Source organism: Solibacillus sp. R5-41 (assembly GCF_002736105.1).
Taxonomy (GTDB): domain Bacteria; phylum Bacillota; class Bacilli; order Bacillales_A; family Planococcaceae; genus Solibacillus.
This window is the reverse complement of record NZ_CP024123.1, coordinates 2,292,870-2,316,674: the sequence shown is the minus strand read 5'-3', so window position 1 is coordinate 2,316,674 and position 23,805 is coordinate 2,292,870. Positions and strand designations below refer to the sequence as shown.

The following is a 23,805-nucleotide window of genomic DNA, read 5'->3' as shown; positions in this document are numbered from 1 at the left end:
ATTTTCTATTTCACAGCAATCTCACATGTCCGTCAAAAAAAATTCACATGTTAAAAGGCAGTAATGTTCTGTATAATTTGGTACGATTGATGCATTACTGTGAAGGAGAGACGGGACACTATGAATACAGACATCAATATCTTTTTAGCCTTGGGTGCGGGATTTTTAAGCTTTATCTCACCATGTACATTACCACTTTACCCAGCCTTCTTGTCTTACATTACAGGTATGACGCTAGATGAACTAAAGAATGAGCGAGGAATGTTACAAAAACGTGCGATCTTACATACGCTATTCTTCTTACTCGGTTTCTCAATCATTTTTATTGCGATTGGATTTAGTACGTCATTTGCGAAAGAGTTTTTTGTACAATATCAAGAATTACTTCGTCAAGTAGGGGCTATTTTAATCGTTGTATTTGGCTTAATGATTGTCGGCCTACTACAAGTTGATTTTTTAATGAAAGACCGAAAATTCCAATTTAAAAACCGCCCTTCTGGTTATGTAGGTTCGGTATTGATTGGTATAGCATTTGCTGCTGGCTGGACACCATGTACTGGGCCGATTTTAATGTCGATTATTACATTAGGGGGCACAAACCCAGATTCGGCAATTTGGTATATGTTAGCGTACTTCTTAGGATTTGCAATTCCATTTTTCATATTATCCTTCTTTGTTTCACGCATGAACTGGATTCGAAATCACAGTCAAAAAATTGTAAAAGTCGGGGGCTGGATTATGATTGCGCTCGGTGTGCTTTTATTCTTTGACGGCCTAACGTATATTATTACGATTTTCGCACCGATTTTTGATGGTTTTACTGGATTTTAAGCAATTCCCCTGACTACCAAAATTATTATAGTGACGGCATTCGGGCGACCGCGTATAATAGTAGATGCGATTGTAAATAATGCAAAAGATTTTATTACCAAGCCTTTTACATTACAAACACTAAAAAGCGTTCTTTACAATAAACTAAATTAAATAGAAGATTAGTCAAAGTAGGGGAGGATTAAGATGTTTAACAATATACCTTCTCAATTTTTATTGATTGGTTCGACTGTTATGGCAGTTGTGATGGGTATGATCGTTATGATCGTTCGACTGCGTTCACAAAAAAAACCTGTGACGACGAAAAAAATCATTATCCCACCGATTGCAATGTCTACCGGTGCAGTCATGTTCTTATTACCGGAGTTCCGCGTTGAACCGACACAAATTGTTGAGGCAGTGATTGTCGGGTTATTGTTTTCGACGGTACTTATTGCCACGTCAAAATTTGAAATGCGGGATAATACAATCTACATGAAGCAATCGAAGGCATTCCCATTTATTTTAATTGGGCTGCTTGTACTACGCATCATTTTAAAGCTTGTTTTCTCAAACAACTTGGATGTTACAGAATTAGGTGGCATGTTCTTCATTTTAGCGTTCTCGATGATTTTACCGTGGCGTTTAGCAATGCTCATACGCTTCAAAAAATTACAAAAAACGCAATTGACTGCATAAAAAATCCTTACAAGGCGAGTTTATAAGCCTTGTAAGGATTTTTTGATTCATGAAAAAACGTGTAACCTATGCATGTAATAAATGATCATAAGGGGATGTATCAATTTGCATTTGCTTCAGCTTTTTACGCAAAAACTTATGATCCCGTTTTGGCGAAGCGATAATATAGCCACGAATAATTAAATCTTGATTGATTTTCGTCGCGTGCTCCTCTAGTGCAAGCTCCCCAATTTTTCCAGCAATCTTCTCCTTGGCCACTTGACGAAATAGCTCAGGCACTGGACTAACAAGCTCTAACAGTAAAGCCTTTTCCTCGTCTTCCCATAAATGAATCGTTTTGTCGAGGTATATATTTTGCCAGTCTAAATCCGATTTGCCATCTGCTTTTGGTAATGCTTTTAAAAACTTGCGGAACATGAAAAAGCCGCCGATTGCCATTAACGTAATTAGTACAACTACCCAAAATAAAATAAACCATAAAAACCAACCACTCAAGTCCACAATATTCACCTCTCTTGTCTATTATAGAAGGTTTTTACAATATTTTCACCCTCCTTGTCCCTTTTTTCATGAAATCGTGACATATATGAAGTAAGGAGGTGAACAAGATGAACCCATTCGTATTTCAATCGGCAACAATGACCGTTTTTTATCAAGCTGGTGTAGATGAACATGGTGAACCAGTTGTGAAGGGCACGACGTATCGCAATTTGGTCAATACCGTAACGGGCGCCCAAATTCAAACCGTTGCGCAAGCGTTAGTAGGTTTAACGGATTTTGCTTATATTGAATCCGTGAAAACGCAAAAAGATTTAATTGGTGTGTAATGACAAGGCTTAAAATTTAGGAGAAAGGAGGAGATGCTTATGACACAAGTATTACAATTAACTTTTGCCAATGCATTAGACAAAACAATGACGTTAAACATCGCACAGCCAAAAGCAAATTTATCAGAAACGGAAATCAATGCGGCAATGCAAATCATTGTGGATCAAGGAATTTTTGCGAAAGATGGTTCAGTTTTTAACATGAAAAAATCGGCGCGTGTAGTGGAACGTCATGTAACAAGCTTCGAATTAAACGTATAATGAAAAGCCGGTAAAGTGTTAAACTTTACCGGCTTTTCATTCCTTCATGTGGGAAGGAGGGGGTATATAATGGAACAGTGGTTTGCTATCATTCAAGAAGTCAGTTTTCCAATCTTTATTTCATTTTATTTGTTATATCGTATTGAAACAAAACTCGATGCAATTCACAGTGCGCTGATTTCATTGAAAAGCTCAGGCTAACCTTTGATGAATTGTGAAACATGGTTTCACAATATCGCCACACAACATTTCGCCGGGAAAGTATTGTGTAAATGCGCTCGTTTCGCTAAGATTAACTTAATGATGTGTAGAGTGGAGAGAGAAGCATGAAAAAGAAATCGTTAGCATTAGCACTATTGCTCGTCGTTTCGGTCGTAATGAGCGCTTGCAGCAACTATCAATTCAAACCAACAACAAGCTATGAAATTTCTGATTTTACGGCAACGGATCATCGTGGTGAAGAAGTGTCGCTTGAAAGTTTAAAAGGTGAGCCGTGGTTGGCGATGTTCATCTTTACAAATTGTACGACGATTTGTTCACCAATGACGTACAATATGAGCTTGATTCAAGAGGATCTTGTGAAAAAGGGCATAGAAGATTATAAAATTGTGGCCTTTTCGGTGGACCCAGCCAATGATTCACCAGAAGTGCTGTCAGAATATTTAAATCGCTTTAATGTCCCAGATGAGTCGAAATGGCATTTAGTAACAGGCTATGACCAAAAATTCATCGAGCAATTAGCGGTTGGTTCTTTCAAATCTTTAGTTAAAGCGATTGAAGGGGAAGACCAAGTGATGCATGCGAACACATTTTATTTAGTCGATGAAAAAGGCGTTGCGGTTAAAAATTACACAGGCTATTCTCAAACAGAAGACGGTGTACCGTATGACACAATCGCAGTAGATTTACAATCATTAATTGAAGAACGATTAGGAAAATAATATTTTAGTGAGAGTGTAAACCAATACGTGTTTATGCTCCTTTTTTTGATGAAAGGGATGAGTGCATTTGTTTTTAAAAACAGTCAAATTAAAGGATGAATTCGTACCAAATACAGCAAGTTATCCATTTTCGATTCCCGCACTAGCGCAACTAAAAGAACTATCTTTTGACAATGCCGTGACGTTTTTTGTTGGAGAAAATGGCTCAGGAAAATCAACGTTGCTTGAAGGAATGGCGGACCAAATCGGCTTTAATCCAGCAGGAGGCAGCAAGCAAAACTTCCAAGCATATGATGTTCATGCTGCCGAATCATCTCTTGGAGAGTATTTGCGCCTTTCTTGGATGCCACGTGTCACAGAAGGCTTCTTTTTACGTGCCGAAACATTTTATCAGTTCGCTTCACATATTGATGAAGTTGACATGTCGGGCTACCGCGATTATGGGGGGAAATCCTTACATGCACAGTCACATGGAGAATCTTTCTTTTCGTTATTTCAACATCGTTTTAAAGGAAATGCCATCTATTTATTGGACGAGCCTGAAGCCGCATTATCTCCAAATCGGCAGCTTGCTTTTTTGCGATTAATGCATGATTTATTGAAGGAAGGAAATGTGCAGTTTATTATCGCCACGCATTCGCCCATTTTACTTGGCTATCCGGATGCGCAAATTTATCAATTTGATGAATCAGGAATTGAATCGATTGCCTATTCCGATACTGAGCATTATCAAGTGACATCGTATTTTTTACAACATCGTGAGCGTATGTTAGAGCAATTATTTAAAGAGGATGATTAAGCGTTTGAGCGCAGAGAGTAAAGTGAAAATAAAAACAGCAACAAGATTGGGATAAGACCTTTCTCGTTGCTGTTTTCGTTGATTAGTGTACATGTGGAATGCAATAGCCAATAAAGTTAAACACGGTAATCGACATAATGCCTATATAAAAGCAAAGGGCCATTACCAAGCATAATAAAATCGAAATGATGAGTGGTGCTCGTTTAATAAAGCTCACAACAAACAGCCCAATAAAGACCGCTGTCAAAATAAAGAAAATCACACCGGTTCCGTTCATCTGAAAATGCCCAGTCATGCCATTTTCAAGTGGCATGGACAGCATCCACTGGAAGAGCAGCGATACATTATCGGTTTGAACGAATGGCATCGGGGGCTGATGTTCACTATAAATAGCTGTTACCAATAAGATTAACAGTAATAATGCTGCCTCTAGCTTCGTCCAAATGGTAGGATTGAAGTTTGGTTTAGAAAGCTGTAATTTTATAAGAACACCATTCGCAAAAATGATGAAAATAAGTGGCATTAATAGTACATGCTTAATAAATAACCAATGCCCATAAGGACTGGACCAGCCAGTGACATAATCCGGTACAATCGTCTCTGTTAAAAGTACGCCGCTTAGTGCAACGGCAGTTAAAGCAGCAATTGCAGTCGGGGAGAACCACTTTAAAAATGCTTCCCAATTATCATAAGATGTAGCAAAAAAGCTCACTTGTAAAAGGATGCCGACCCAAATACTGAAGGCAAATAAATGAATAAAATCAATGAAAAATCCTGCTGTCGAGCCCATTGCATGTGCATGACTCGCAAAGGCAATCGCAGCGATCATGGCAGTTAAAATGAATAGATAGATAACTGTAAACAAATGGCTTGCGCGCTTTTCGCTTACTAGAAGCAGTGCTGCTAAAATGAATGTTAGCACAACGGTAGCAAGCCAAGAGTGTCCTACCTGATAGTTCATTACTATTTTTAGCAAACTCGGGAACAGCCCAAATTGCTTTAGCAAAATGACGAGTAGCTGTAAAATGGGCGCAAACGTCACTATTGGGATACTCCATAAACTTGCATAAATCCATTTAGTCGGAAGTGAAATATCCGGTTTTAATGACGCGGGAATAAGCCGCATAATGAAAGCACCCATTAAAATGGATAAGCTAACGAATAAAATAAATTGACTTACAATTGTTACAACAATCATCCTTATTTTTTACGCTTCCATAAAACGAATGTACTAATCGCTATTAATACGACTAAAATGACACCAGCGACAATTAGTGATGACGAGGATTTTGAATCGTCCGTTTCTTCTTCGCCCACTATAGGTTGTTTAGCTTGCTGTTCAATGTCTACAACGTCCGTCTTTTCCTCTGTTTTTACTTCGTCAGTTTGTTCCGCTTCCGCTTTGTTCACGGTAAATGAAAAGTTACCTGATAATGGGTGACCATCTTGGCTAATACTATTCCACTTTACTGTATACGTGTCATTTTTAAGCGGTGCGTCCAACTGTCCCTTCAATACGCCACTATCTACTGTAAAAGAGCTGACAGGAATTTCATTTCCTGCACTACTTTCAAGTGTAAAGAAACTTCCTTCTTCAATTTTCCCTGAATAGTTTAATTCAATCGACTGAATATCTGTTGTTAATACTTCACCGTCTGCTGGCGTTGTAGAATCCAAATAAGTATGTGCAAACGCTTGTGGTGAAAATAGTAAAAATAACGCAAATGCTGATAAAATAATTTTCTTCATACGTTTTAAACTCCCCTGTTTGTTAGTGTTTTGTCACTTTTCATTGTAGCGGAAAAGTATCATCATTTCATTATTCATGAATATAATTTTACTATAACAATTGAATATTTGTCATAATAAAGACCAAATTGTGAAATCTTTTGGATGAATTGAACATGTTACAATAGTAGAACATGGTGAAATGATGAGGATTGATTAAGTGTGAGGATTTCGACAAGTTAAACAATTTGTAGGTCGAATTAACTACTAAAAATGCCGAAATAGATTGAAAACTAGCTTTCTAATCAAAATTAGACGACAAACGATTTTTTAAATAGTATGTATGGAGGAAGTAAATATGTTGGAAATGATTATTATTTTTGCCATTTGCGCTGCACTTGTTGTATGGAAAATGCGTCCAGTCCCTGGCGTTCAAACGATTACAACAGATGAATTACAAATGATGCTGCGTGATCAAGATAAGATTTTTATCGATGTGCGGAGTGCAGGGGACTTTAATAAAATGCATGTGGCTCCATTTCTTAATGATCCGCACGGGAAAGGCATTGCCGCTTTACCAAAGGACAAGGAAATTGTGGTCATGTGTCGCTCAGGTTTACGTTCACTTGAAACGTGCAAAAAATTGAAAAAGCTTGGCTATGACCGCGTAACGAATGTAAAGGGTGGTATTACGTCCTATCAGCAGCGTGGCGAGTTGTAGTCGAAGGAATTATGTGTGGTGAAAAGGATTTAAACGAAACGGGAAAAATTGTATAATAGTAAAAAACAGGGAGTGAGTTCAAATGATTTGGATTGAAAAGGGCAAACCGATTTGGCTCGTTTTGCTTATACTCGTAGTTGGTAGTAATATAGCACTTTATCAAACAGCGATAGGCACAAGTATTTTGACAGAGGAAACGAAGCTTGTCGTACTTGGTTCGTTACTCGATTTAATTCTCATTGCTCCGATATTATGGATGCTGTACCGCAAACAGTTTTCATGGAAAATGGCGATTGCGCTTATTGCATTCGGCTGTATTGGAATTCGGTTGCTCATACCGAGTGACCTGTTGGCCCCATTTTCGACGATTACACTAGCAGGCATTGGGATGGAAGTGTTACTCGTACTGTTTGAGCTATTACTTATTATCACACTGATACGCTATTTACCAATAATTATTCAAGAAGTGAAGCAAAATGAGCTGCCTGTGCTATATACATTTAATACAGCAGTTGAAAAATATGTAAAAAACAACTTACTTATTCAAATGATTTGCTCCGAATTACTCATGGTTTATTATGCGCTGGCAAGCTGGAAAAAGCCGATTCCAAACGGGATCACATTATATAAAAATTCAAGCTACATCGCATTTCAAGTGATGATGATTCATGCCATAATAGTAGAAACGCTCGGTATTCATTATTTTTTACATGCAAAATGGCCAGTTGTATCGTTTGTATTACTTATTCTCAATGTGTATTCTGTCATTTTTTTCTTAGCAGATATACAGGCCGTGCGAATGAACCCAGTGCAAATTCAAGAGGGCAAACTTTATATTTCATTAGGTTTAATGAAACGAATGAAAATGGATATACAAAATGTAGAATGCATAATTGAAGCGAAAGCGGTGCTGGAACAAAAATGCACGAAAGATACGCTTGAATTCATCGCACGTGATTTTGAAAAAGTGTATCCCGACTTTATTTTAAAAATGAAGCACCCACAAAAGGCGACATTATTTTTAGGGAAAGAAAAGCACTATAACTATATTGCGATAAAATCTGATGATCCTGTGCGATTGAAACAAATGATTGCGTTGGGGATCGAGAGTAATATTGCAGAAAAAAATGAGAAAGCATTTTGACGAAAAATTAAATACACTAAACTAATAAGAGGATACTATGTTAAATGTATGAGCATATATCCTCTTTTCTTATGCACATTTATTATATGTTTGAATATTTAAAATATGGTATAATGTGTAAAAAGTTATTATGGAACATTAGTTTCTAAAGGGGGATAAATAACCATAAAATATGTAAATTGGTGGGAGCGAAAGTAAAGCTAACTTAGAATTGAGATACACAACTTCTTCCAAGAGAGTTATTTACAAGCGTACACGGAGTTTGTATTAAAGATATTAACTTAAAAAAAGGAGTTTTCATACGATGGAAAAAGTGTTCACAGGAATTTTCCTTGCATTAATTCTAATCATTACATCGTCAACTACTTATGCAGCAGGCATTCAAATAAAAGTTGACGGTGTTTCTATTGCAACAGATGTGAATCCCGAAATTAAGAAAAATCGCACAATGGTTCCTTTACGAGTAATTAGTGAAAATTTGGGAGCTAAAGTCAATTGGTCGGATTCTGAAGTCACTCTTACTAAAAACGACATGCAAGTAATATTAAAACTAAATAGCAATACAGTAGTAAAAAACGGTAAAAAGGAGTTGATTGATGTAAAGCCATATATAAAGAATAATCGTACATTCGTTCCGATGCGTTTTATTGCAGAAACATTTGGCAGTAATGTCAATTACAAAAATGCCACAGTAACGGTTGATACAAAGCCATTTGTTATAGATGGTGTAAAAGTAAAAGCATTGCAACGCGAATATCATATGGTTATGGGCGGAGTAGTAGAGCAAATCAACGGGAATGGATATAACGAAGCCATTTATAATATTTTTGTAGAAAACAAAGGCAGTAAGGTCAAAGCTCCTGCTAATTACACATGGCAGTTTCATAGCGTTTCAGCGGGAGACTATTACAAAAATGGGCAATATGATTTTTTAGACCAAGAGGGGAACACTATAAAACGTTTTGATATCTATTCTTTAGCCCAATCTTCAGATGTAACTTTGCAAAAGTACCCCGAAGTATTGATTCATGAGACAACTGAAAATCAATGGTATTTGTTTAGTGATACTGCAAGCCAAGCTATTTATGAATTAATTTTTAATGCCTCGATGAACGGCTTTCTGACGGTTATCAGTAATACAGTTGCGTAAGGTAGACAATAGTGTGTATTGGTTGAATTTGAATGGATCATATTTTTTATAATCGCATTTTTAGGTGATTCAAGTGACTATGTATAATGTTACCCAACTACGATTTGATGGGCTTTGAACTATAGACTAAAAGAATAACCCTATAAGATGAACTTTTTTAAGTGCTTATCTTATAGGGCTGATTGTAGGTTAACGCTAGTGCGTTGTATTATTTAGTTAACACAACTACTATTTGGTGATAAAGTGAATTCCACTGTTAAATTATTTATGTAAGGGAGGGGTATTAATGGATGAAATATACATTAGCAAAGAAGCAATCAAAATTGATTTGGCACTTATTAAATCTTGTTTGAGGCTGATTAATCAAACTGTGATTTTAAGCAAACAAAGAGGTGAAACTTTTACCGCTTCAGAAAATGAAGAGTTACATATGTTAATTTCCAAAATTGATAAGGATTTGAACAAAATCAAGATGAACATACACTATGATTTAAATAATACTATGAACCGCAAAACTCATTAGTTCAACAAAATTCAATTTCAATAGTTAATAACTATAGGGGACTCGTCAGATTTATGCGGATTTAATATGTTAAGGAAAGGTTTGTTACCAAATGACGATTTGGGAACTAATATATTTAAAAGTATTTCGTGATAATAAAGTTGTTTAATTCATAAGGTTTTTAAAATTACAATGTATTAAGTTGTTCCGCAAACGGGCCATTTAATGGTGTGGAAGTCTAATTGAGGAGGGAAACTGTGAGGATACCTTTTGTCCCTAAAAATGTTGAGATTAATCAAGATCGCTATGATTTTATTAAAGGATATCGAGGCGGAGGATTTATGTTAATTGCGGGTGCTATTTTTTGGTTATTAGCATTTATATTAACTTATGTATTACCTAAAGGGGCAGTAGTAGAGTTCTATATCTGGGGTGGTTTACTCACTCCTGTAATTGGAGCAGCATTATTTAAAGTAATGAAAATGTCTACAAAACCGAATCAGTACTCATCATTAGTTGTATTTTCCTCCGGTGTCATAGTTGTTTGCCTTCCAGTATTGTTGCTCATTAAACAACTAAACGTGGATATGTTACTTCCCGTAATATGTATTATAAATGTCGCCCATCTTCTCATTCTTTGCTGGGTTCATTTAGATTATTTGTATTTCATACTTGTTATGTTGGGAGTTTCACTTGGGTGCCTTTTTATTTATACTCTACCAAGCTCTCAGGTACACTTCCTTGCATTGATTTGGGGATTAATTTCTTTAATAACTGGAATTATTACTCACTATTCTACCCTACAGCCATTAAAAGGATATGACTTTACCATCAAATGATAAATTCGGGTTATTCCATTAAAGGACGCGTTTGTGGAATAAGCTCTAATTTTCTAATTCAATTAACATGTACTTAAATTCCACAAGGATTTATAACGTATACTAAATAAACTTAATAAACGTTTCCAAATAAAAGTTTTGGGACAAAACAAAACACTTAAAACGTTGTTATGCCAACGTTTTAAGTGTTTTTCTTTTTTTTATTAATATACAGTTTTATATGCACAATTATTCGAATCTATAATAATTAACACATTTTCAAAGATGTTCAAAAGAAACTGCACTAACCCACGTGTTGAATAAAATCTTGCATATGCAGCCGATTCTTTAACGTTGTAAATCAACCTTGTTCTTTAACATAGTCATTTTAATCTAGATCTTGACTAATCCATTGAAAATGATTTTTGTAAAAGTGGCATTCAAAAATCGTACTGCGCATCCTTTTTCTTTCGTAATGCTGCGTGGACTTCTACTAAATCAACCGTATCGTCAATAAGGCGGTCTATCCGGAATAATACATCATCATTGACGATCTCCTTACGGTGAAAATCCTTTTCCTCGGCAAATACATATGTTGGCACGATATGGGCCTTCATGTACGCTAAAATCGGTTTTAGTTGTTGTTCGACCATCATGTAATGCTTAGAAGTGCCTGCTGTCACAATTATGCTTACAACTTTATCACGTAAACCATTGACAGGGAGTAGATCAAAAACATTTTTCAATGTCGCAGGAATTGATGCTTGGAATGTCGGTGTTCCGATAATAATGGCATCTGCTTGCATTATCGAATTTGCAATAAATAACGTATCGCCTTCATATTCAGAATAATTGCGTCCATCACTAAAGCGCATATCATAATTAGCTAAGTCGACCAATGTAACGTCTGCTTGTGGATATTTTTTTTGTAGCAATCCTACTGTTGTAGACATAGCCGTACGTGTTTTTGAGCCGATTGTTGAACCGACTAATGCGACAATTTTCATTGAACTGCCTCCTTATTTTGCTGTATATTTTTTGATCGCCGGAATAATGTCATTACCGATAATTTCAACATTCTTCATTAATTTTTCGAACGGAACGCCACCGAAATCAATTTGTGCCATAAAACGTTGCATTCCGAATAAATCATGCTGATACAGTAATTTTTCAATAATTTCATTTTTACTACCCACCATTAACGCATCACGCACATCTGTTGATTGAGCAAATTGTTGCTTTGGATAGCCCGAGCCGCGAATTGCTTGGAAGCCACCGTTAATATGGGGATACATACCTTTCAATGCTTCTTGTGTTGTATCTCCTACATAAAATAAGCTCGTCGTAGCAATTGGCAATGTTGCAGGGTCAAAGCCACTTCTTTCTGCAGCTTCACGATAAATATCAACTGAAGGCTTAAAGTTTACCGCCGGACCACCAAGTGTTGTTAGCATCATTGGAATGCCCATGTAGCCAGCTTTAATCGCACTTGCAGGGGGGCCACCAACCGCGCGCCAAATAGGTAACGATCGATGTAAAGGCTGTGGTAAAATACGAGCATTTTCAAGTGGTGCACGGTATTCACCTTGCCAATTCACAACATCTTCCTCATTGATTTTTTTCAATAATTCTAGTTTTTCCTCAAAAATTTCCTCATAATCCTTTAAATCCACACCGAGTAAATGGTAGGCACCGACACGAGAGCCACGACCTGCCACGATTTCTGCACGACCATTTGAAATTAAATCAATCGTCGAAAAATCCTCATAAACCCGTACCGGATCAGATACACTTAACACCGTTGCAGAACTCGTAATTTTAATTTTTTGTGTTGCCTGCGCAATCGCACCTAACACGACGGTATGGGCCTGTGTTGTGAAATATTGCTGATGGCTTTCTCCTACGCCGAATACATCAATGCCAGCTTGCTCTGCTAATTGACTTAGTTCAATTAGCTCTTGAATGCGTTGTCGAGGTGATACAGTTTGCCCTGTTAACGGGTTCGGGATATGGTCACCTAATGAATAAAGACCAAATTCCATTCCTTTTGATTGATCAATACGATATTTTTCCATTTTTCATTCTCCTTAATGTTAGACAATTGGATGTAATTTTTCTACGATTTCATCACGGTGCGCTTCTAAAAAGTCGGGTAAATCGAGCTGTTCACCTAAAGTTTCGACGTTACCATCACGTAAAAATCCTGGTCCATCCGTAGCGATTTCAAATAAGATGCCGTTCGATTCACGGAAATATAAGCTCTTGAAGTAGAAGCGGTCGATAATTCCCGATGTTTGGAAGCCGCGTTTTTTCACTTGCTCATCCCAATACTGTAGTTCTTCGTCATTTTTCACACGAATCGCTAAGTGATGAATGCTACCTTTTCCTGGTTTTTCTGAAGGACCATCTTGCTGAATGACATAAATTTCACCAAATACTTCACCAGCCACTGATTGGAATAATGCGTCCTGTTCATTCTCAAATACAGTTTGATAGCCAAATATTTCAATTAAAGTACGAGATAATTTTGATAAATTCTTCACAGTCATTTCTACGGTGCCCATTCCTTGAATTTGATGCTCTTGTGGAACAGGAGAGCGATCATACGTTTCCCAGTGTGATATCTTTTCACCATTTGCAACGATTAATGCCATGCGTAAACCTTCTTCATCCTCAAAAAGAAGGGCAGGGCGGTTCGCATACGTAGAAATACCTTCATGTTGCACTTCATAGTCATCAAAGCGTTTCATCCAATATTGCAAGCTTTCTTCTGAAGGAACGATTAATCCAATTTTTGTAATCGCATTTGTACCGCGATGTGTGCGACCTACTAAAGGAATTTCAAAGAACGATAATTCAGTCCCTGGGCTACCCGTTTTATCTCCATAGAATAGGTGATACATGGATGGTGCATCTTGGTTTACGGTTAATTTGACACGACGTAAGCCTAAAACTTCTCGATAAAAATGGTTATTGTCATTTGCGTGTTTCGTAATCATTGAAATATGGTGATGTCCTGGAATGTTATACATAAAGTTTCCTCCTAAAGGGATATTTTGAAATGATTTTATTCGTATTTGCTCTTCTTTTCGCTATTTTTTTGCACACGAGACATTAATTCGTATAATGTTTTCTGCTCGTCGGCTGATAAGCAGTCATCAAAAAAGGAAGATTGAAAGGCAAGCTGAGCATCAAATGCATTTGCTAAGTGTTGTGCGCCTCTTTCTGTTAGCGAAATGTATTTTGTTTTCCATTGTTGCTTACGTTCGATGAATCCGTCTTGCTCAAGGCGTGCCAACATACGGGAAATGCCACCTTGTGTAACAGTTACTTTATCTGCTAAATCGGATTGTGTAATCGGTGCATATGTGTCGATTTGCATGAGCACGTCAAATTGAGCTGTAGTTAATCCAAATGGCTTGAGAAAATCATTCGATAATAGATTACTTTGATGCGTAAAGCGTGTAATTCGTAACCAAATAAGTGAGCCGCGTGTATTGTTTTTCATGCCGTCACATCCTTTCGTTACTATCACTTTACTACTCAATTGATAAAAATACAATAAAAATATCTCGAATTCGAAATAAATTTCAGGAAAGGTAAAAAACGAGCTGAGAAATGGAGAGTACCACGCATTTTCAGCTCGCTATTATTATGATGTTGAATCATGCAAAGTATGAATGTGCTTCATTTCAAAAAATAATCCTTTTGCTACTAGAAGTTGTTCATAGGAACCGGATTCTGCAAGTTGTCCATCTTGCATGACGAATATTCGATCCATCTTTTCTAATCCATCCAACTTATGCGTAATTAAAATGACCGTTCGTTCTTTCGTGCTCGTGAGCAATTCATGAAAGAGAGCGCGCTCTGTTACGGCGTCTAAGCTTGTGAAAGGCTCATCTAATAGCCAAATGACACCGTTTTTTAGAAGTGTACGTGCAAAGGCTAGACGCTGGCGTTCACCACCGGATAAATTTTCACCCTTTTCTAAAATGACATCATCCAAGCTTTTTGACAGCCGTGCGCGGTTTAACGCATTGATAAGTTGTTCGTCGGTTGCCCATTCATTCGCCAGTAATAAATTATCTCGAATTGTCCCAGAGAAAAAGTGATTGTGCTGCAGTTGCACACTCATCTGTGACCATAAGGATGCTTCTTCGATGTTAGCAAGTAGTTCGCCATTGATGAAAAGCTGCCCACTCGTTGGCTCTAATCCCTTTATAAGGAGTTGAAAGAGAGTGGATTTTCCTGAGCCACTTGGACCGACAATCGCAATTTTTTCGCTCGGCTGTATTGTAAATTGAATGTCCTTTAAAATCGGTTTATTGAAATGCACATAAGAAAAATGCACGTTCTTTGCTTGAAGGCTGTAATTATTTGTAATGGCTAGAGGTTTTGTGTCCGTTTCTGGCATCGCTGTCACCTGCTGCAACCGGGCCATTGCAAGTGTTGCCCCTTTATAATGATGCGGCACAGTAGCGAGCGGGATGGCAGTTTCAAAAACGGTCAGCGCGATTAATAACAGCATCGCCAAATACAATCCATCGAGGGCATTCGTCGTGACAAAATAAGCACCGATCGTCACGATGAGAAATACCGTCAACAAAGAAGCACCTTGATTGTACAGCTGCATGCGAACGAGTGCTTGTTGCTCTTTTTTGACTTCTTCGGTATAGGCATCGCTTAAATGGAGCAGTGCCTTGCTTTTCTCGTCGACTAAATGATGATTTTTTAATTCTCGAAAGCCATATAAAAATTCCGTTGTTTCGGTCATGAGCGTGCGTTTATAAGGAGCAGGCTGTGTTTTTTTTGCGATTAAAAGTGCTGGAATAATGACCGCCACAAATAAAAAACCAAAGACGAGGAGCAGGGCAATCCAAATCGAGAAAAAAGCCGTGAAAATGACCGTTCCGAAAAAGACGAGCAAGGCAATAAGTGGTGGATAAACGACACGTAAAAAGAAATTTTGGAGCGTCGTCACATCATTCGTAATGCGCGCGAGCAATTCACCACTTTGATAATGCAAAAATAACTGATTAGCAATGGGCTCTAGCCGGTCAAAAAAACGCATCCGAATTGCTGATAAAAGGGAAAACGTCACGCGATGAGAAACATAGCGCTCTGCATATTTGCTCGTAGATTTTGCTACGCCAAATATTTTTAAAAAGGCAGTTAAGATTAAAATGACATAAAAAGGGGGCATTAACGCTGCTTTTGAAATAAGATAGCCACTTTGTGCAAAAAGGGCGACCGCTGTTAAACCACTTATAGTGCCAGCAATTAATGCAAGTAGCATTTCTTTTTTCTCACGCCAAATCATTTCATAAAGCTCTTGCATCAGGTAAACCTCCTTTTTTCATTGCCTCAAAATATCGTTCCTGTTGCAATGCTTCGGGTGAACCGCTCGCACGAATAGTGCCGTTTTCCAAAACATATAACAGATCGGCGTGCTGCAACGTTTCGAAACGGTGCGTGACAAGAATGACGGTCGCATGAGATTTTAATGTTTGAATCGCATGGGCAATAAGCTGCTCGGTTAATACATCCAGTCCGGCAGTGGGCTCGTCAAAAAATACGATGGTAGGCTGATGAACAAAAGCCCGAGCAATGGCGATTCGCTGCTTTTCACCGCCAGAAAGCCCGCGACCTGCTTCACCTATTTTCGTCTCAAAGCCGTCTTGTAGTGTTGCAAACCAATTTCCTAATTGTGCTTTTTGTAATGCACACCAAAGCGATTCATCGTCTAGGTTTTTCCCCATCGTCAAATTATCTCGTAGTGTACCAGCAAATACGTAAGGATGCTGTGAAATCATACTCATTTGCGCATACCAGCTGTGCTCACTACTGCTTTCGCGCGCGATTCCGTTGATGTCAAGGGAACCTTGCGTTAGCTCAACCGCGCTTGCCAGCATATTTAAGACGGTCGTTTTGCCATGTCCAGTCGGTCCGATAATGGCAACCGTTTTCTGAGGGGGGATGTCAATGGAAATCGGACCAATACTTGTTCCGTCTGGATAACGGTATACCGCATTTTTTAATACAAGAGAAGGGGCGGGTGTGATCAGCTGTTGTCCCCATGCGACCATCTGCGATTCTTTTTCAAGATCTGTATGAATGAGCTGCATCGCGCCAAGACTACCTTTCCCAGTATGAAACGCCGTACCTAATTCCTTTAAAGAACTATAAAACTCAGGTGCTAATGTTAAAACGAAAAAAGCAGAGGCAAAGGCAAGCGTTTCAAATACAATCATTTGAAAGCCGATTTCAAGTGCCACAAGCCCAACACCAAGCGTTGTAATGAGCTCAATAAACAACGTTGAAGCAAATGCAATTTTCAACACTTCGAGTGTCGTCTCCATAAAACGTGTGTTGTAATGCTGTAAAATGTTCCTTTGTTTTGCGCTTTGTGAAAAGAGCTTAAGCGTCTGCAAGCCTTGTAAAACATCTAAAAATTTACCAGAAAAGCGATTCATATTTTCAAGCTGTTGTTCCGATTTCCTTTTCGTTTGCACACCGATAATAATATAAGAAAGGGGAATAAAAGGTGCCGTTATGAGCAAGATTACCGCACTCATTGGATGGGCAAAAAATACAGCGACTATCAAAAACAATGGCACAATAAGCGTTTTCATCGTTTGCGGGATATACTCACGAAAATAAGCATCGAGCTCATCTACCGTATCGACAAATAACGAAACTTGAAAGCCCGTTTGCTGTAACTTTACATTTGCGATGGATTCTTTGCTCCAGCGTGTCAGCAGTTGTGCACGTATCGATTTTTTGACATGAGCGGAAAGTTGATTACCCGTCCAATGAAGAAAATAATTGGACGCAACCCGAAGTGAAATTGCCAAAAGCAACCCGTATACATAGGGTAAAACGGCATTAAAAGTGGTTTTCTGAATAAATACGGAATCCACTATGTGAATGATGCTATATGCTTGTAATACAATCGCGAGCCCTAGCAGAAGGGCAATAAAAATGAGCTTCATGCGGTATTTTTTCATTGATGGAATCCATTTTTGAAACTGGCGCATTCTATTCCCCCTAAAAAAGCGTTGTTGTTATTTATTTCACTCTTTAGGATAGATTAAACACAAAAAAGCAAAAGAAGTGGGGGATTCATTGGTTTTTAATGAGGTAGGCTTATAAAAAGCTAAAAGTAACGGATAGAAAGTTAAAAGTGTTGAATAGAAATCGTGACGGAAAGCCGCAAAAATATATGGGGCAGACGGATAAATCTCGAAATAGACGGATAACCACAAAAAATCGCTTAAAAAAAGATGCGTTGAACAGGCCTTATTCAAGCTCTAAACAATAGAAAACCAGGAGCCTAAGAAGCTACCTGGTTTAAAAGTAATTAAAAGGATCAGTATTATTAAACTTAGTGGATATGTTTCTAATAAAAAACACGCCCAAAAGAATCTATAGAGCGGTACTAGCTTTCTCTAATGCTTGTTTGAAATCTTCTAGTAAATCGTCTTCGTTTTCTAATCCAACAGAGAAGCGTAGGAGACCATCTGTAATACCGCGTTTCACACGTTCCTCGGGCTCCATTGCCGCGTGACTCATTTTGGCAGGGTACGATAAAATCGATTCGACACCGCCAAGGCTTACGGCGAATACGGGAATTTTCATAGCCTCAACGAAAACTTTTGTCACATTATAGCTCGGTAAAGTAAACGATAAGACAGCACCGGCAGATGTGCTCTGGCTTGCATGAATTTCGTAGCCTGGATGGGTTTTCAGCCCAGGGTAATAAACGTTTTCTACTAGTGGATGAGCATTTAAAAATTCAGCGATGCGCATAGCAACACGCGATTCCTCATTAAAACGGACAGCAGTAGTTTTCATATTTTGGATGAGTGTATAGCAATCTTGCACGCCTAAAACAGAGCCAAATGAATTTTGGATGAAATAAATTTGATCAGCAAGCGCCTCATCATTTGCCACAACAAGTCCAGCGACGATATCGGAATGACCTGATAAAAACTTCGTTGCAGAATGAATTACCACGTCCACACCCATTTCTAGTGAACGTTGATGAAGTGGCGTCATAAACGTATTATCTAAAAACGTTAATGCGTCGCTCGCCTTAGCAATATCAACAATTGCTCGAATATCGGTAATGCCGAGTGTTGGATTCGATGGTGTTTCGATGTAAATAAGCTTAGTTTCTGGTTTTACAGCTGCTTGGATTGCTTCAACATCCGTAAAGTCTACAAATGTGTGAGTAATGCCAAAGCGGGGCAATACTTTTGTCACAAAGCGATACGTCCCACCGTATACATCTTCGGTAATAACGATATGGTCGCCAGCAGATAAATCATAAAGCAGGCAGAGACAGCCGCCATCCCTGTGGCAAACGCAAATCCGCGATGACCACCTTCAAGCTCAGCAATCGCTTTTTCAAGGGCTGCTCTTGTTGGGTTGCCTGAACGGGCATAGTCGTATTCACCAAATTCATCGATCGATTCTTGATGGAACGTCGATGATAAATACATTGGGACATTGACTGCCCCTTTTTTATCCGCATAGCCTTCGCGGATTGCGCCATGAATTAAAGCGGTTTCGATTCGGTTATTCATTCGAATTTACCTCGCAATGTGTCAAATACTTGCTTTAAATCTGCTATTAAATCGTCCGCTTCCTCAACGCCAATGGAGAAGCGCAGAAGACGGTCACAAACACCACGTGCGACACGCTCTTCATAAGGAATATCCGCATGTGTTTGCGTTGCAGGGTACGTGATGAAGCTTTCCACACCACCTAAACTTTCTGCAAATGTAATGAGCTGCATCGCTTTTAAAAACGGATTAACCATAGCAGCATCCTTCACTCGGAATGACAGCATGCCACCTTTACCCGTATATAAAACATCCGTTACAAGTGGTTCAGTCTCCAAATAGGCGGCGATTTTTTTGCCATTTAAATCATGCTGCTTTAAGCGTAAATGCAATGTTTTTAATCCACGAATTAATAGCCAAGAATCCATTGGAGATAGTACTAAGCCCATTCCATTATGCATAAATGCAAGCTTTTCACAAAGCTCTGCACCTTTGGCAACAACAATTCCTGCAAGTACATCATTATGCCCACCAATATATTTCGTTGCACTATGTAATACAATATCTGCTCCTAGTTCAATCGGGCGTTGGAAATAAGGTGTATAAAACGTATTATCCACAATTAACAGAAGCTGATGTTTTTTAGCTAATTCGGCATAAGCGACTAAATCGATTTCCTGCATTAAAGGGTTTGTCGGGGTTTCAATAAATAACGCTTTCGTGTTTTCTGTGATTAATGCCTCAACTTCACTCGAATCAACAAAGGCATTATAAACCGGACGGATGTTGTAATTTTCCGCGTATGTTTTAAATAAGCGGTAAGTACCACCGTATAAATCGTCAGGTACGATAATTTCATCGTTTGGCTTAAAGATGGAAAGTACTAATTGCACAGCTGCCATTCCTGAACTACAGGCAAATCCTGCATCGCCGTTTTCTAAATCTGCCATGCCACGCTCTAAAAGTTCACGTGTTGGATTTTTTGTACGTGAATAATCATAACCCGTTGATTCTCCAATCCCTGCATGCTTATACGCAGTCGACATATAAATTGGAGGGTTAACTGCGCCTGTTTTCGGGTCGCTTAAATTACCAAGCTGAACTAATTTTGTATCAATTGATCGTTGTGACATGAAAAAACACTTCCTTTATAAATTTACGAAACATTTGGAATGAATCGATTATTACCTCAATTTAACATGAGATAGTTCTCGCGACAATAGTTGTTGCGGCTGAAAAGTAAAAAAGTAATAAATTTCAATCAGAAAAGACGGAATTAACATCCGATAAGAAGAAGTAGTTGTGATGATTCGTACGATATGTTCAAATAAGGCATCTTCTATTTAAAATAGAAGATGCCTTAAATGTAAAGAAAGCTATTGACTAGACAATTTTAAGTTTTTTTCGTTTCGTCGGATCAAGACGTCGCTCCAACCAGAGTAACAATACATCTGCCAAAATCGCCATGAGAGCAGTAGGAATCGCACCTGCTAATATGATGGCTGTTCCATTCGTGGCATTTGTCCCTCGAACAATAATATCGCCTAAGCCACCAGCACCGATAAAGGCACCAATCGCAACAATACCAATCGCTACGACTAACGCGATTCGAATACCAGTAATGATGACCGATAAGCTAAGGGGGATTTCAACCATATAAAGCACTTGAAGCTTCGTCATACCCATCCCACGTCCAGCATCCGTTAAGCTGTGATTAATCGTTGTAATGCCGACATGTGTATTTTTAATAATCGGCAATAATGAATAGAAGAAAACTGTCACAATTACCGCCGTTTTTCCAAGTCCTAAAACAAGCATAATCATGGCCATTAATGCAAGTGCAGGAATCGTTTGAATAATATTCGCCAATGTAATGATTAGTCCAGAGGAGCGTGGAAATTTTGAAATTACAATCCCGATTGGAATACCTACGACCGATGCGAGTAAAACACCATAAATTGATAATAAAAAATGATTTATAAATTGTGAAAAGATGTAAGACCCATTTTCCCCCATGTAAAAGAAAAATTGCTCGATAACGGATAGCTTTGTGATATCAGTCATGGCGTGTCACCTCCAGAGAAGTAATTTTCCTTAATTAAAAAGTTTTCAGCGACGATTGCTGGTTCAATTAAGTTATTATCCGCTAAAAAGTTTAATCGTTGCATTTCCGCTGTGGAAATTTGCCCAACTAGTAGTTCTAATACTTTTTTTACTTCAGGCTTTTCCTCTAATAAATCGGTGTTCGCAAAGGGGGATGCATCATATGGTGGGAAAAAATGAAGGTCATCCTCTAAAACGACCAAATCATAGGAAGCAATTCGTCCATCCGTCGTGTAGCCAAGTACAGCATCGAGCTCGCCTTGTGCAACAGCATCATAAACAAGACCGATTTGCATAGGGAAGACACGTCCAAATTCAAAGCCATATTTCGCACTAAAATCTTTATAGCCATCCCCTTCACGATTCATCCAAGACGTATCCACTCCGACTTCTAACTCCGCTGCGATTGCTTCAAAATCACTCACCTTTTGAAGCTGATACTTGTCTGCTGTTTCACGTGTCACCATAAAGGCAAACGTATTATCGAAACCATAGGAATTAAAAAATGTCATATTAAATTGTTCTTGGAATAAGCGCTGTACCATTTCTAAAGCCTTTTGCGGATCACTCGTAGGCTTTTGCTTGAGTACGCCTATTAAATCGGTTCCAGTGTAGCGAACCGCTGAAATATTCGCGTCACCATTTAGCATTGCTTGATGGAGAACAATAGAAGAGCCGAGATTATTTATGAGCTCCACTTCTTCATCCGTGTAATATTCAATCATGTCTTTGACTATATAAGCTAATATTTGGCTTTCTGTCGTCACCATAGAACCGATGCGAATTGTGCTATTATCTTGATTGCTACATGCACTTAGAAACAGCATCACTAGTACAAAAGGTAGGAATTTTTTCATGATGTGCGACCTCCTTGTATACGAAGCCCTTTTGGAATTATTACTCGCTCGACTCGGCTTAAAAAGAAGTCTGTAAACAGTGCTAATATCGTAACGATAACTGCACCGCCTACAATGAGATCAATTTTAAATAAATTTAAACCGTTAAAGATAAAGTCACCTAAACCACCTGCGCCAATATAGGAAGCGAGTGTTGCCCATGAAATGACATACACAGCAGATAACCGGATCCCGGACATAATGATTGGCATTGCGAGCGGCAGTTCAATCATTCGGAGAGACTGAAACGGTGTCATTCCCATCGCACGACCTGCTGCTTTTACGTTTTCATTCACAGACTGCATTCCCGTAAAGGTGTTATTTAAAATGGGGAGAAGGGAATAAATGCAAAGTGCAATAATTGCAGGCACTTTCCCTACCCCAAAAAATGGTATCATAATGGCAAGCAGTGCGAGGGAAGGGACTGTTTGTAGCATGCTCGTAATCGTGAGCACAATTTTCGCGATTTTCTTTGTTTTAGATAAAAGAATGCCTAAAGGTACTGCAATGAGCGTACCTAACAATAATGCAATGAATGAAATATAAATATGTTCCCATGTTTTTAAAAAAATATCCGCCGTATTCTCAATGAAAAAGTTGATCATGAATTTGTCAACTCCTGTTCCTCATCGCCCCAAATTGTTTCATAGACGATATCCACGATGTTTGCACGAGTAATGAGCCCAATTAAATGATTTTGATGATCGACTACTGGAATATTATTTAAATTACGGTTTAAAATGCGGCGAACAGTATCTTGTAATTTTGAACCCGTTTTCATATAAACAATTTCTTTAATATATACTTCCGCAACGCTTTTTTTCGAACGCGCTTCACCTGTTAAGCTTTCAACATTTAAATAGCCAAGCAAGCGATTGTCGCCATCTGTTACAAACAACGTATCGACACGTGATTTAACCATTAATCGAATGGCCTCATCCAAACTGCGCTCAAGCGTAATTGAAATTGGCTTGATCATAACTTCGTCAACGGTTTTGAAATTTGGCTTTTGCTGGATTAATCGATGAGACCCGATAAATTCTTTCACGAAATTATTAACGGGATTGGACAAAATATTGTCTGGCGTATCAAACTGAATAAGCTTGCCATCATGCATAATCGCAATTTTATCCGCCAATTTTATCGCCTCATCCATATCATGCGTGACGAAAATAATCGTTTTATTTAAATTTTTTTGCAGCTCTTTAATTAAGTCTTGTAAGGTATCGCGTGTAATGGGGTCGAGTGCCCCAAAAGGCTCGTCCATTAAAATGATATCCTGCTCAGCAGCTAATGCTCGGATAACACCGATCCGTTGCTGTTGACCACCAGATAATTGAGAAGGGTAGTAATCTAAATAGGATTCTGGCAAGTTGACTAATGAGATTAAGTGTTTTGCCGTAGCTTCAGATTTTTCTTTTTGCCATTGAAGTAAACGAGGGACGAGCGTGATATTGTCTCGGATGGTCATATGCGGCATTAAACCGATTTGTTGAATAACATAGCCAATACTACGTCTTAGCGTGACCGGATTCATTTTCATCATATCTTTTCCATTTATCGTCACAGTACCACTTGTAGGCTCGACCATGCGATTTAGCATGCGAAGTGCCGTTGTTTTTCCGCTACCACTCGTACCAATAAAGGCGATAAATTCTCCTTTTTGTATATCAAGTGTTAAATTATCGACGGCAACTTTGCCACCACGATAAACTTTTCTTAACTTTTCGATATGTAGCATATTCTTCATCTCCTTGTGTAAATTAAGTCATACTTTTTTTTAGAATTTTCTAAAAAACAAAGCGTTCTAAAAGGATACCCTATTATTGCGATTATTAT

Annotated in this window: 26 protein-coding genes and 1 pseudogene; 12 read left to right on the top strand and 15 right to left on the bottom strand. The window is 38.3% G+C overall.

The window, feature by feature from the left end; translation table 11 throughout:
* Positions 1-120: 120 nt before the first annotated feature.
* Positions 121-831 (top strand): cytochrome c biogenesis CcdA family protein, encoded by a 711-nt coding sequence (locus CSE16_RS11215; protein WP_099423982.1) that lies wholly within the window; start codon positions 121-123, stop codon positions 829-831.
* A gap of 186 nt (positions 832-1,017) precedes the next feature.
* On the top strand, positions 1,018-1,509 hold the full coding sequence (locus CSE16_RS11205; protein WP_099423980.1) for a CcdC family protein: 492 nt from the start codon (positions 1,018-1,020) through the stop codon (positions 1,507-1,509).
* A gap of 66 nt (positions 1,510-1,575) precedes the next feature.
* Here the strand turns inward: CSE16_RS11205 and CSE16_RS11200 are convergent, their stop codons facing one another.
* Positions 1,576-2,010 (bottom strand): DUF2621 domain-containing protein, encoded by a 435-nt coding sequence (locus CSE16_RS11200; protein WP_099423979.1) that lies wholly within the window; start codon positions 2,008-2,010, stop codon positions 1,576-1,578.
* Positions 2,011-2,117: 107 nt separating this feature from the next.
* Here CSE16_RS11200 and CSE16_RS11195 point away from each other — a divergent pair, with 107 nt between their 5' ends.
* From CSE16_RS11195 to CSE16_RS11175, 5 genes are all read left to right on the top strand, one after another.
* Positions 2,118-2,336: a DUF1659 domain-containing protein gene (locus CSE16_RS11195; protein ID WP_099423978.1), complete on the top strand. Its 219-nt coding sequence runs from the start codon at positions 2,118-2,120 to the stop codon at positions 2,334-2,336.
* 39 nt (positions 2,337-2,375) lie between these two features.
* Complete coding sequence (locus CSE16_RS11190) at positions 2,376-2,597, top strand: DUF2922 domain-containing protein (protein WP_099423977.1); 222 nt, start codon at positions 2,376-2,378, stop codon at positions 2,595-2,597.
* A gap of 69 nt (positions 2,598-2,666) precedes the next feature.
* A complete protein-coding gene (locus CSE16_RS11185; protein ID WP_083493586.1) occupies positions 2,667-2,798 on the top strand; it encodes a YvrJ family protein in 132 nt (43 codons plus the stop codon).
* Positions 2,799-2,923: 125 nt separating this feature from the next.
* Positions 2,924-3,538, top strand: a complete 615-nt coding sequence (locus CSE16_RS11180) for an SCO family protein (RefSeq protein WP_099423976.1) — start codon at positions 2,924-2,926, stop codon at positions 3,536-3,538.
* 67 nt (positions 3,539-3,605) lie between these two features.
* On the top strand, positions 3,606-4,337 hold the full coding sequence (locus tag CSE16_RS11175) for an AAA family ATPase (protein ID WP_099423975.1): 732 nt from the start codon (positions 3,606-3,608) through the stop codon (positions 4,335-4,337).
* Between the two features lie 82 nt (positions 4,338-4,419).
* On the opposite strand, the gene CSE16_RS11170 is transcribed toward CSE16_RS11175, so the two are convergent.
* Positions 4,420-5,535 carry a copper resistance D family protein gene (locus tag CSE16_RS11170; protein ID WP_099423974.1) on the bottom strand — a complete coding sequence of 372 codons (1,116 nt, stop codon included), beginning with the start codon at positions 5,533-5,535 and terminating at the stop codon, positions 4,420-4,422.
* 2 nt (positions 5,536-5,537) lie between these two features.
* Positions 5,538-6,086 (bottom strand): copper resistance CopC family protein, encoded by a 549-nt coding sequence (locus CSE16_RS11165; protein ID WP_099423973.1) that lies wholly within the window; start codon positions 6,084-6,086, stop codon positions 5,538-5,540.
* Between the two features lie 337 nt (positions 6,087-6,423).
* Between CSE16_RS11165 and CSE16_RS11160 the strand changes: the two genes are divergently transcribed.
* The 5 genes from CSE16_RS11160 to CSE16_RS11140 all read left to right on the top strand — a co-directional run bounded on the left by CSE16_RS11160 (position 6,424) and on the right by CSE16_RS11140 (position 10,421).
* Positions 6,424-6,786 carry a rhodanese-like domain-containing protein gene (locus CSE16_RS11160; protein ID WP_253896067.1) on the top strand — a complete coding sequence of 121 codons (363 nt, stop codon included), beginning with the start codon at positions 6,424-6,426 and terminating at the stop codon, positions 6,784-6,786.
* Between the two features lie 82 nt (positions 6,787-6,868).
* Positions 6,869-7,930, top strand: coding sequence for a beta-carotene 15,15'-monooxygenase (locus tag CSE16_RS11155; protein ID WP_099423972.1), 1,062 nt, complete (start codon positions 6,869-6,871; stop codon positions 7,928-7,930).
* 304 nt (positions 7,931-8,234) lie between these two features.
* Positions 8,235-9,080 carry a copper amine oxidase N-terminal domain-containing protein gene (locus CSE16_RS11150; protein ID WP_099423971.1) on the top strand — a complete coding sequence of 282 codons (846 nt, stop codon included), beginning with the start codon at positions 8,235-8,237 and terminating at the stop codon, positions 9,078-9,080.
* Between the two features lie 286 nt (positions 9,081-9,366).
* On the top strand, positions 9,367-9,603 hold the full coding sequence (locus tag CSE16_RS11145; protein WP_099423970.1) for a phosphoglycerate mutase: 237 nt from the start codon (positions 9,367-9,369) through the stop codon (positions 9,601-9,603).
* A 236-nt stretch (positions 9,604-9,839) separates the two neighbouring features.
* The gene (locus CSE16_RS11140) at positions 9,840-10,421 is read left to right on the top strand and encodes a DUF7010 family protein (RefSeq protein WP_099423969.1); all 582 of its coding nucleotides are present in this window, start codon (positions 9,840-9,842) and stop codon (positions 10,419-10,421) included.
* Between the two features lie 419 nt (positions 10,422-10,840).
* On the opposite strand, the gene CSE16_RS11135 is transcribed toward CSE16_RS11140, so the two are convergent.
* The 12 genes and pseudogenes from CSE16_RS11135 to CSE16_RS11080 form a co-directional block, all read right to left on the bottom strand.
* A complete protein-coding gene (locus tag CSE16_RS11135; protein ID WP_099423968.1) occupies positions 10,841-11,407 on the bottom strand; it encodes an NADPH-dependent FMN reductase in 567 nt (188 codons plus the stop codon).
* 12 nt (positions 11,408-11,419) lie between these two features.
* Positions 11,420-12,475: an LLM class flavin-dependent oxidoreductase gene (locus tag CSE16_RS11130; RefSeq protein ID WP_099423967.1), complete on the bottom strand. Its 1,056-nt coding sequence runs from the start codon at positions 12,473-12,475 to the stop codon at positions 11,420-11,422.
* An 18-nt stretch (positions 12,476-12,493) separates the two neighbouring features.
* The gene (locus CSE16_RS11125) at positions 12,494-13,432 is read right to left on the bottom strand and encodes a ring-cleaving dioxygenase (RefSeq protein ID WP_099423966.1); all 939 of its coding nucleotides are present in this window, start codon (positions 13,430-13,432) and stop codon (positions 12,494-12,496) included.
* A gap of 35 nt (positions 13,433-13,467) precedes the next feature.
* Positions 13,468-13,908, bottom strand: coding sequence for a MarR family winged helix-turn-helix transcriptional regulator (locus CSE16_RS11120; RefSeq protein ID WP_099423965.1), 441 nt, complete (start codon positions 13,906-13,908; stop codon positions 13,468-13,470).
* A gap of 144 nt (positions 13,909-14,052) precedes the next feature.
* Entirely contained in the window at positions 14,053-15,738 is a 1,686-nt protein-coding gene (cydC, locus tag CSE16_RS11115; protein ID WP_099423964.1) for a thiol reductant ABC exporter subunit CydC, read from the bottom strand.
* Positions 15,722-17,437, bottom strand: a complete 1,716-nt coding sequence (cydD, locus tag CSE16_RS11110; protein ID WP_099423963.1) for a thiol reductant ABC exporter subunit CydD — start codon at positions 17,435-17,437, stop codon at positions 15,722-15,724. The genes cydC and cydD overlap by 17 nt, the downstream gene beginning before the upstream one ends.
* Positions 17,438-17,825: 388 nt before the next feature.
* Positions 17,826-18,988, bottom strand: a pseudogene (locus CSE16_RS11105) (aminotransferase class I/II-fold pyridoxal phosphate-dependent enzyme).
* The gene (locus CSE16_RS11100) at positions 18,985-20,100 is read right to left on the bottom strand and encodes a methionine biosynthesis PLP-dependent protein (RefSeq protein WP_099423962.1); all 1,116 of its coding nucleotides are present in this window, start codon (positions 20,098-20,100) and stop codon (positions 18,985-18,987) included. Before CSE16_RS11100 ends, CSE16_RS11105 begins: the two are co-directional and overlap by 4 nt.
* A gap of 250 nt (positions 20,101-20,350) precedes the next feature.
* The gene (locus CSE16_RS11095; protein ID WP_099423961.1) at positions 20,351-21,031 is read right to left on the bottom strand and encodes an ABC transporter permease; all 681 of its coding nucleotides are present in this window, start codon (positions 21,029-21,031) and stop codon (positions 20,351-20,353) included.
* Entirely contained in the window at positions 21,028-21,927 is a 900-nt protein-coding gene (locus CSE16_RS11090) for an osmoprotectant ABC transporter substrate-binding protein (RefSeq protein ID WP_099423960.1), read from the bottom strand. The genes CSE16_RS11095 and CSE16_RS11090 overlap by 4 nt, the downstream gene beginning before the upstream one ends.
* Positions 21,924-22,571 carry an ABC transporter permease gene (locus CSE16_RS11085; RefSeq protein WP_099423959.1) on the bottom strand — a complete coding sequence of 216 codons (648 nt, stop codon included), beginning with the start codon at positions 22,569-22,571 and terminating at the stop codon, positions 21,924-21,926. The genes CSE16_RS11090 and CSE16_RS11085 overlap by 4 nt, the downstream gene beginning before the upstream one ends.
* Entirely contained in the window at positions 22,568-23,707 is a 1,140-nt protein-coding gene (locus tag CSE16_RS11080) for a betaine/proline/choline family ABC transporter ATP-binding protein (RefSeq protein WP_099423958.1), read from the bottom strand. Before CSE16_RS11080 ends, CSE16_RS11085 begins: the two co-directional genes overlap by 4 nt.
* Positions 23,708-23,805: the final 98 nt, after the last annotated feature.

Coding starts and splice junctions, on each gene's coding strand:
- CSE16_RS11215 (WP_099423982.1), top strand. CDS start 121: ATGAATACAGACATCAATATCTTTTTAGCCTTGGGTGCGGGATTTTTA.
- CSE16_RS11205 (WP_099423980.1), top strand. CDS start 1,018: ATGTTTAACAATATACCTTCTCAATTTTTATTGATTGGTTCGACTGTT.
- CSE16_RS11195 (WP_099423978.1), top strand. CDS start 2,118: ATGAACCCATTCGTATTTCAATCGGCAACAATGACCGTTTTTTATCAA.
- CSE16_RS11190 (WP_099423977.1), top strand. CDS start 2,376: ATGACACAAGTATTACAATTAACTTTTGCCAATGCATTAGACAAAACA.
- CSE16_RS11185 (WP_083493586.1), top strand. CDS start 2,667: ATGGAACAGTGGTTTGCTATCATTCAAGAAGTCAGTTTTCCAATCTTT.
- CSE16_RS11180 (WP_099423976.1), top strand. CDS start 2,924: ATGAAAAAGAAATCGTTAGCATTAGCACTATTGCTCGTCGTTTCGGTC.
- CSE16_RS11170 (WP_099423974.1), bottom strand. CDS start 5,535: ATGATTGTTGTAACAATTGTAAGTCAATTTATTTTATTCGTTAGCTTA.
- CSE16_RS11165 (WP_099423973.1), bottom strand. CDS start 6,086: ATGAAGAAAATTATTTTATCAGCATTTGCGTTATTTTTACTATTTTCA.
- CSE16_RS11160 (WP_253896067.1), top strand. CDS start 6,424: ATGTTGGAAATGATTATTATTTTTGCCATTTGCGCTGCACTTGTTGTA.
- CSE16_RS11155 (WP_099423972.1), top strand. CDS start 6,869: ATGATTTGGATTGAAAAGGGCAAACCGATTTGGCTCGTTTTGCTTATA.
- CSE16_RS11150 (WP_099423971.1), top strand. CDS start 8,235: ATGGAAAAAGTGTTCACAGGAATTTTCCTTGCATTAATTCTAATCATT.
- CSE16_RS11145 (WP_099423970.1), top strand. CDS start 9,367: ATGGATGAAATATACATTAGCAAAGAAGCAATCAAAATTGATTTGGCA.
- CSE16_RS11135 (WP_099423968.1), bottom strand. CDS start 11,407: ATGAAAATTGTCGCATTAGTCGGTTCAACAATCGGCTCAAAAACACGT.
- CSE16_RS11130 (WP_099423967.1), bottom strand. CDS start 12,475: ATGGAAAAATATCGTATTGATCAATCAAAAGGAATGGAATTTGGTCTT.
- CSE16_RS11125 (WP_099423966.1), bottom strand. CDS start 13,432: ATGTATAACATTCCAGGACATCACCATATTTCAATGATTACGAAACAC.
- CSE16_RS11120 (WP_099423965.1), bottom strand. CDS start 13,908: ATGAAAAACAATACACGCGGCTCACTTATTTGGTTACGAATTACACGC.
- cydC (WP_099423964.1), bottom strand. CDS start 15,738: ATGCAAGAGCTTTATGAAATGATTTGGCGTGAGAAAAAAGAAATGCTA.
- cydD (WP_099423963.1), bottom strand. CDS start 17,437: ATGCGCCAGTTTCAAAAATGGATTCCATCAATGAAAAAATACCGCATG.
- CSE16_RS11100 (WP_099423962.1), bottom strand. CDS start 20,100: ATGTCACAACGATCAATTGATACAAAATTAGTTCAGCTTGGTAATTTA.
- CSE16_RS11095 (WP_099423961.1), bottom strand. CDS start 21,031: ATGACTGATATCACAAAGCTATCCGTTATCGAGCAATTTTTCTTTTAC.
- CSE16_RS11090 (WP_099423960.1), bottom strand. CDS start 21,927: ATGAAAAAATTCCTACCTTTTGTACTAGTGATGCTGTTTCTAAGTGCA.
- CSE16_RS11085 (WP_099423959.1), bottom strand. CDS start 22,571: ATGATCAACTTTTTCATTGAGAATACGGCGGATATTTTTTTAAAAACA.
- CSE16_RS11080 (WP_099423958.1), bottom strand. CDS start 23,707: ATGCTACATATCGAAAAGTTAAGAAAAGTTTATCGTGGTGGCAAAGTT.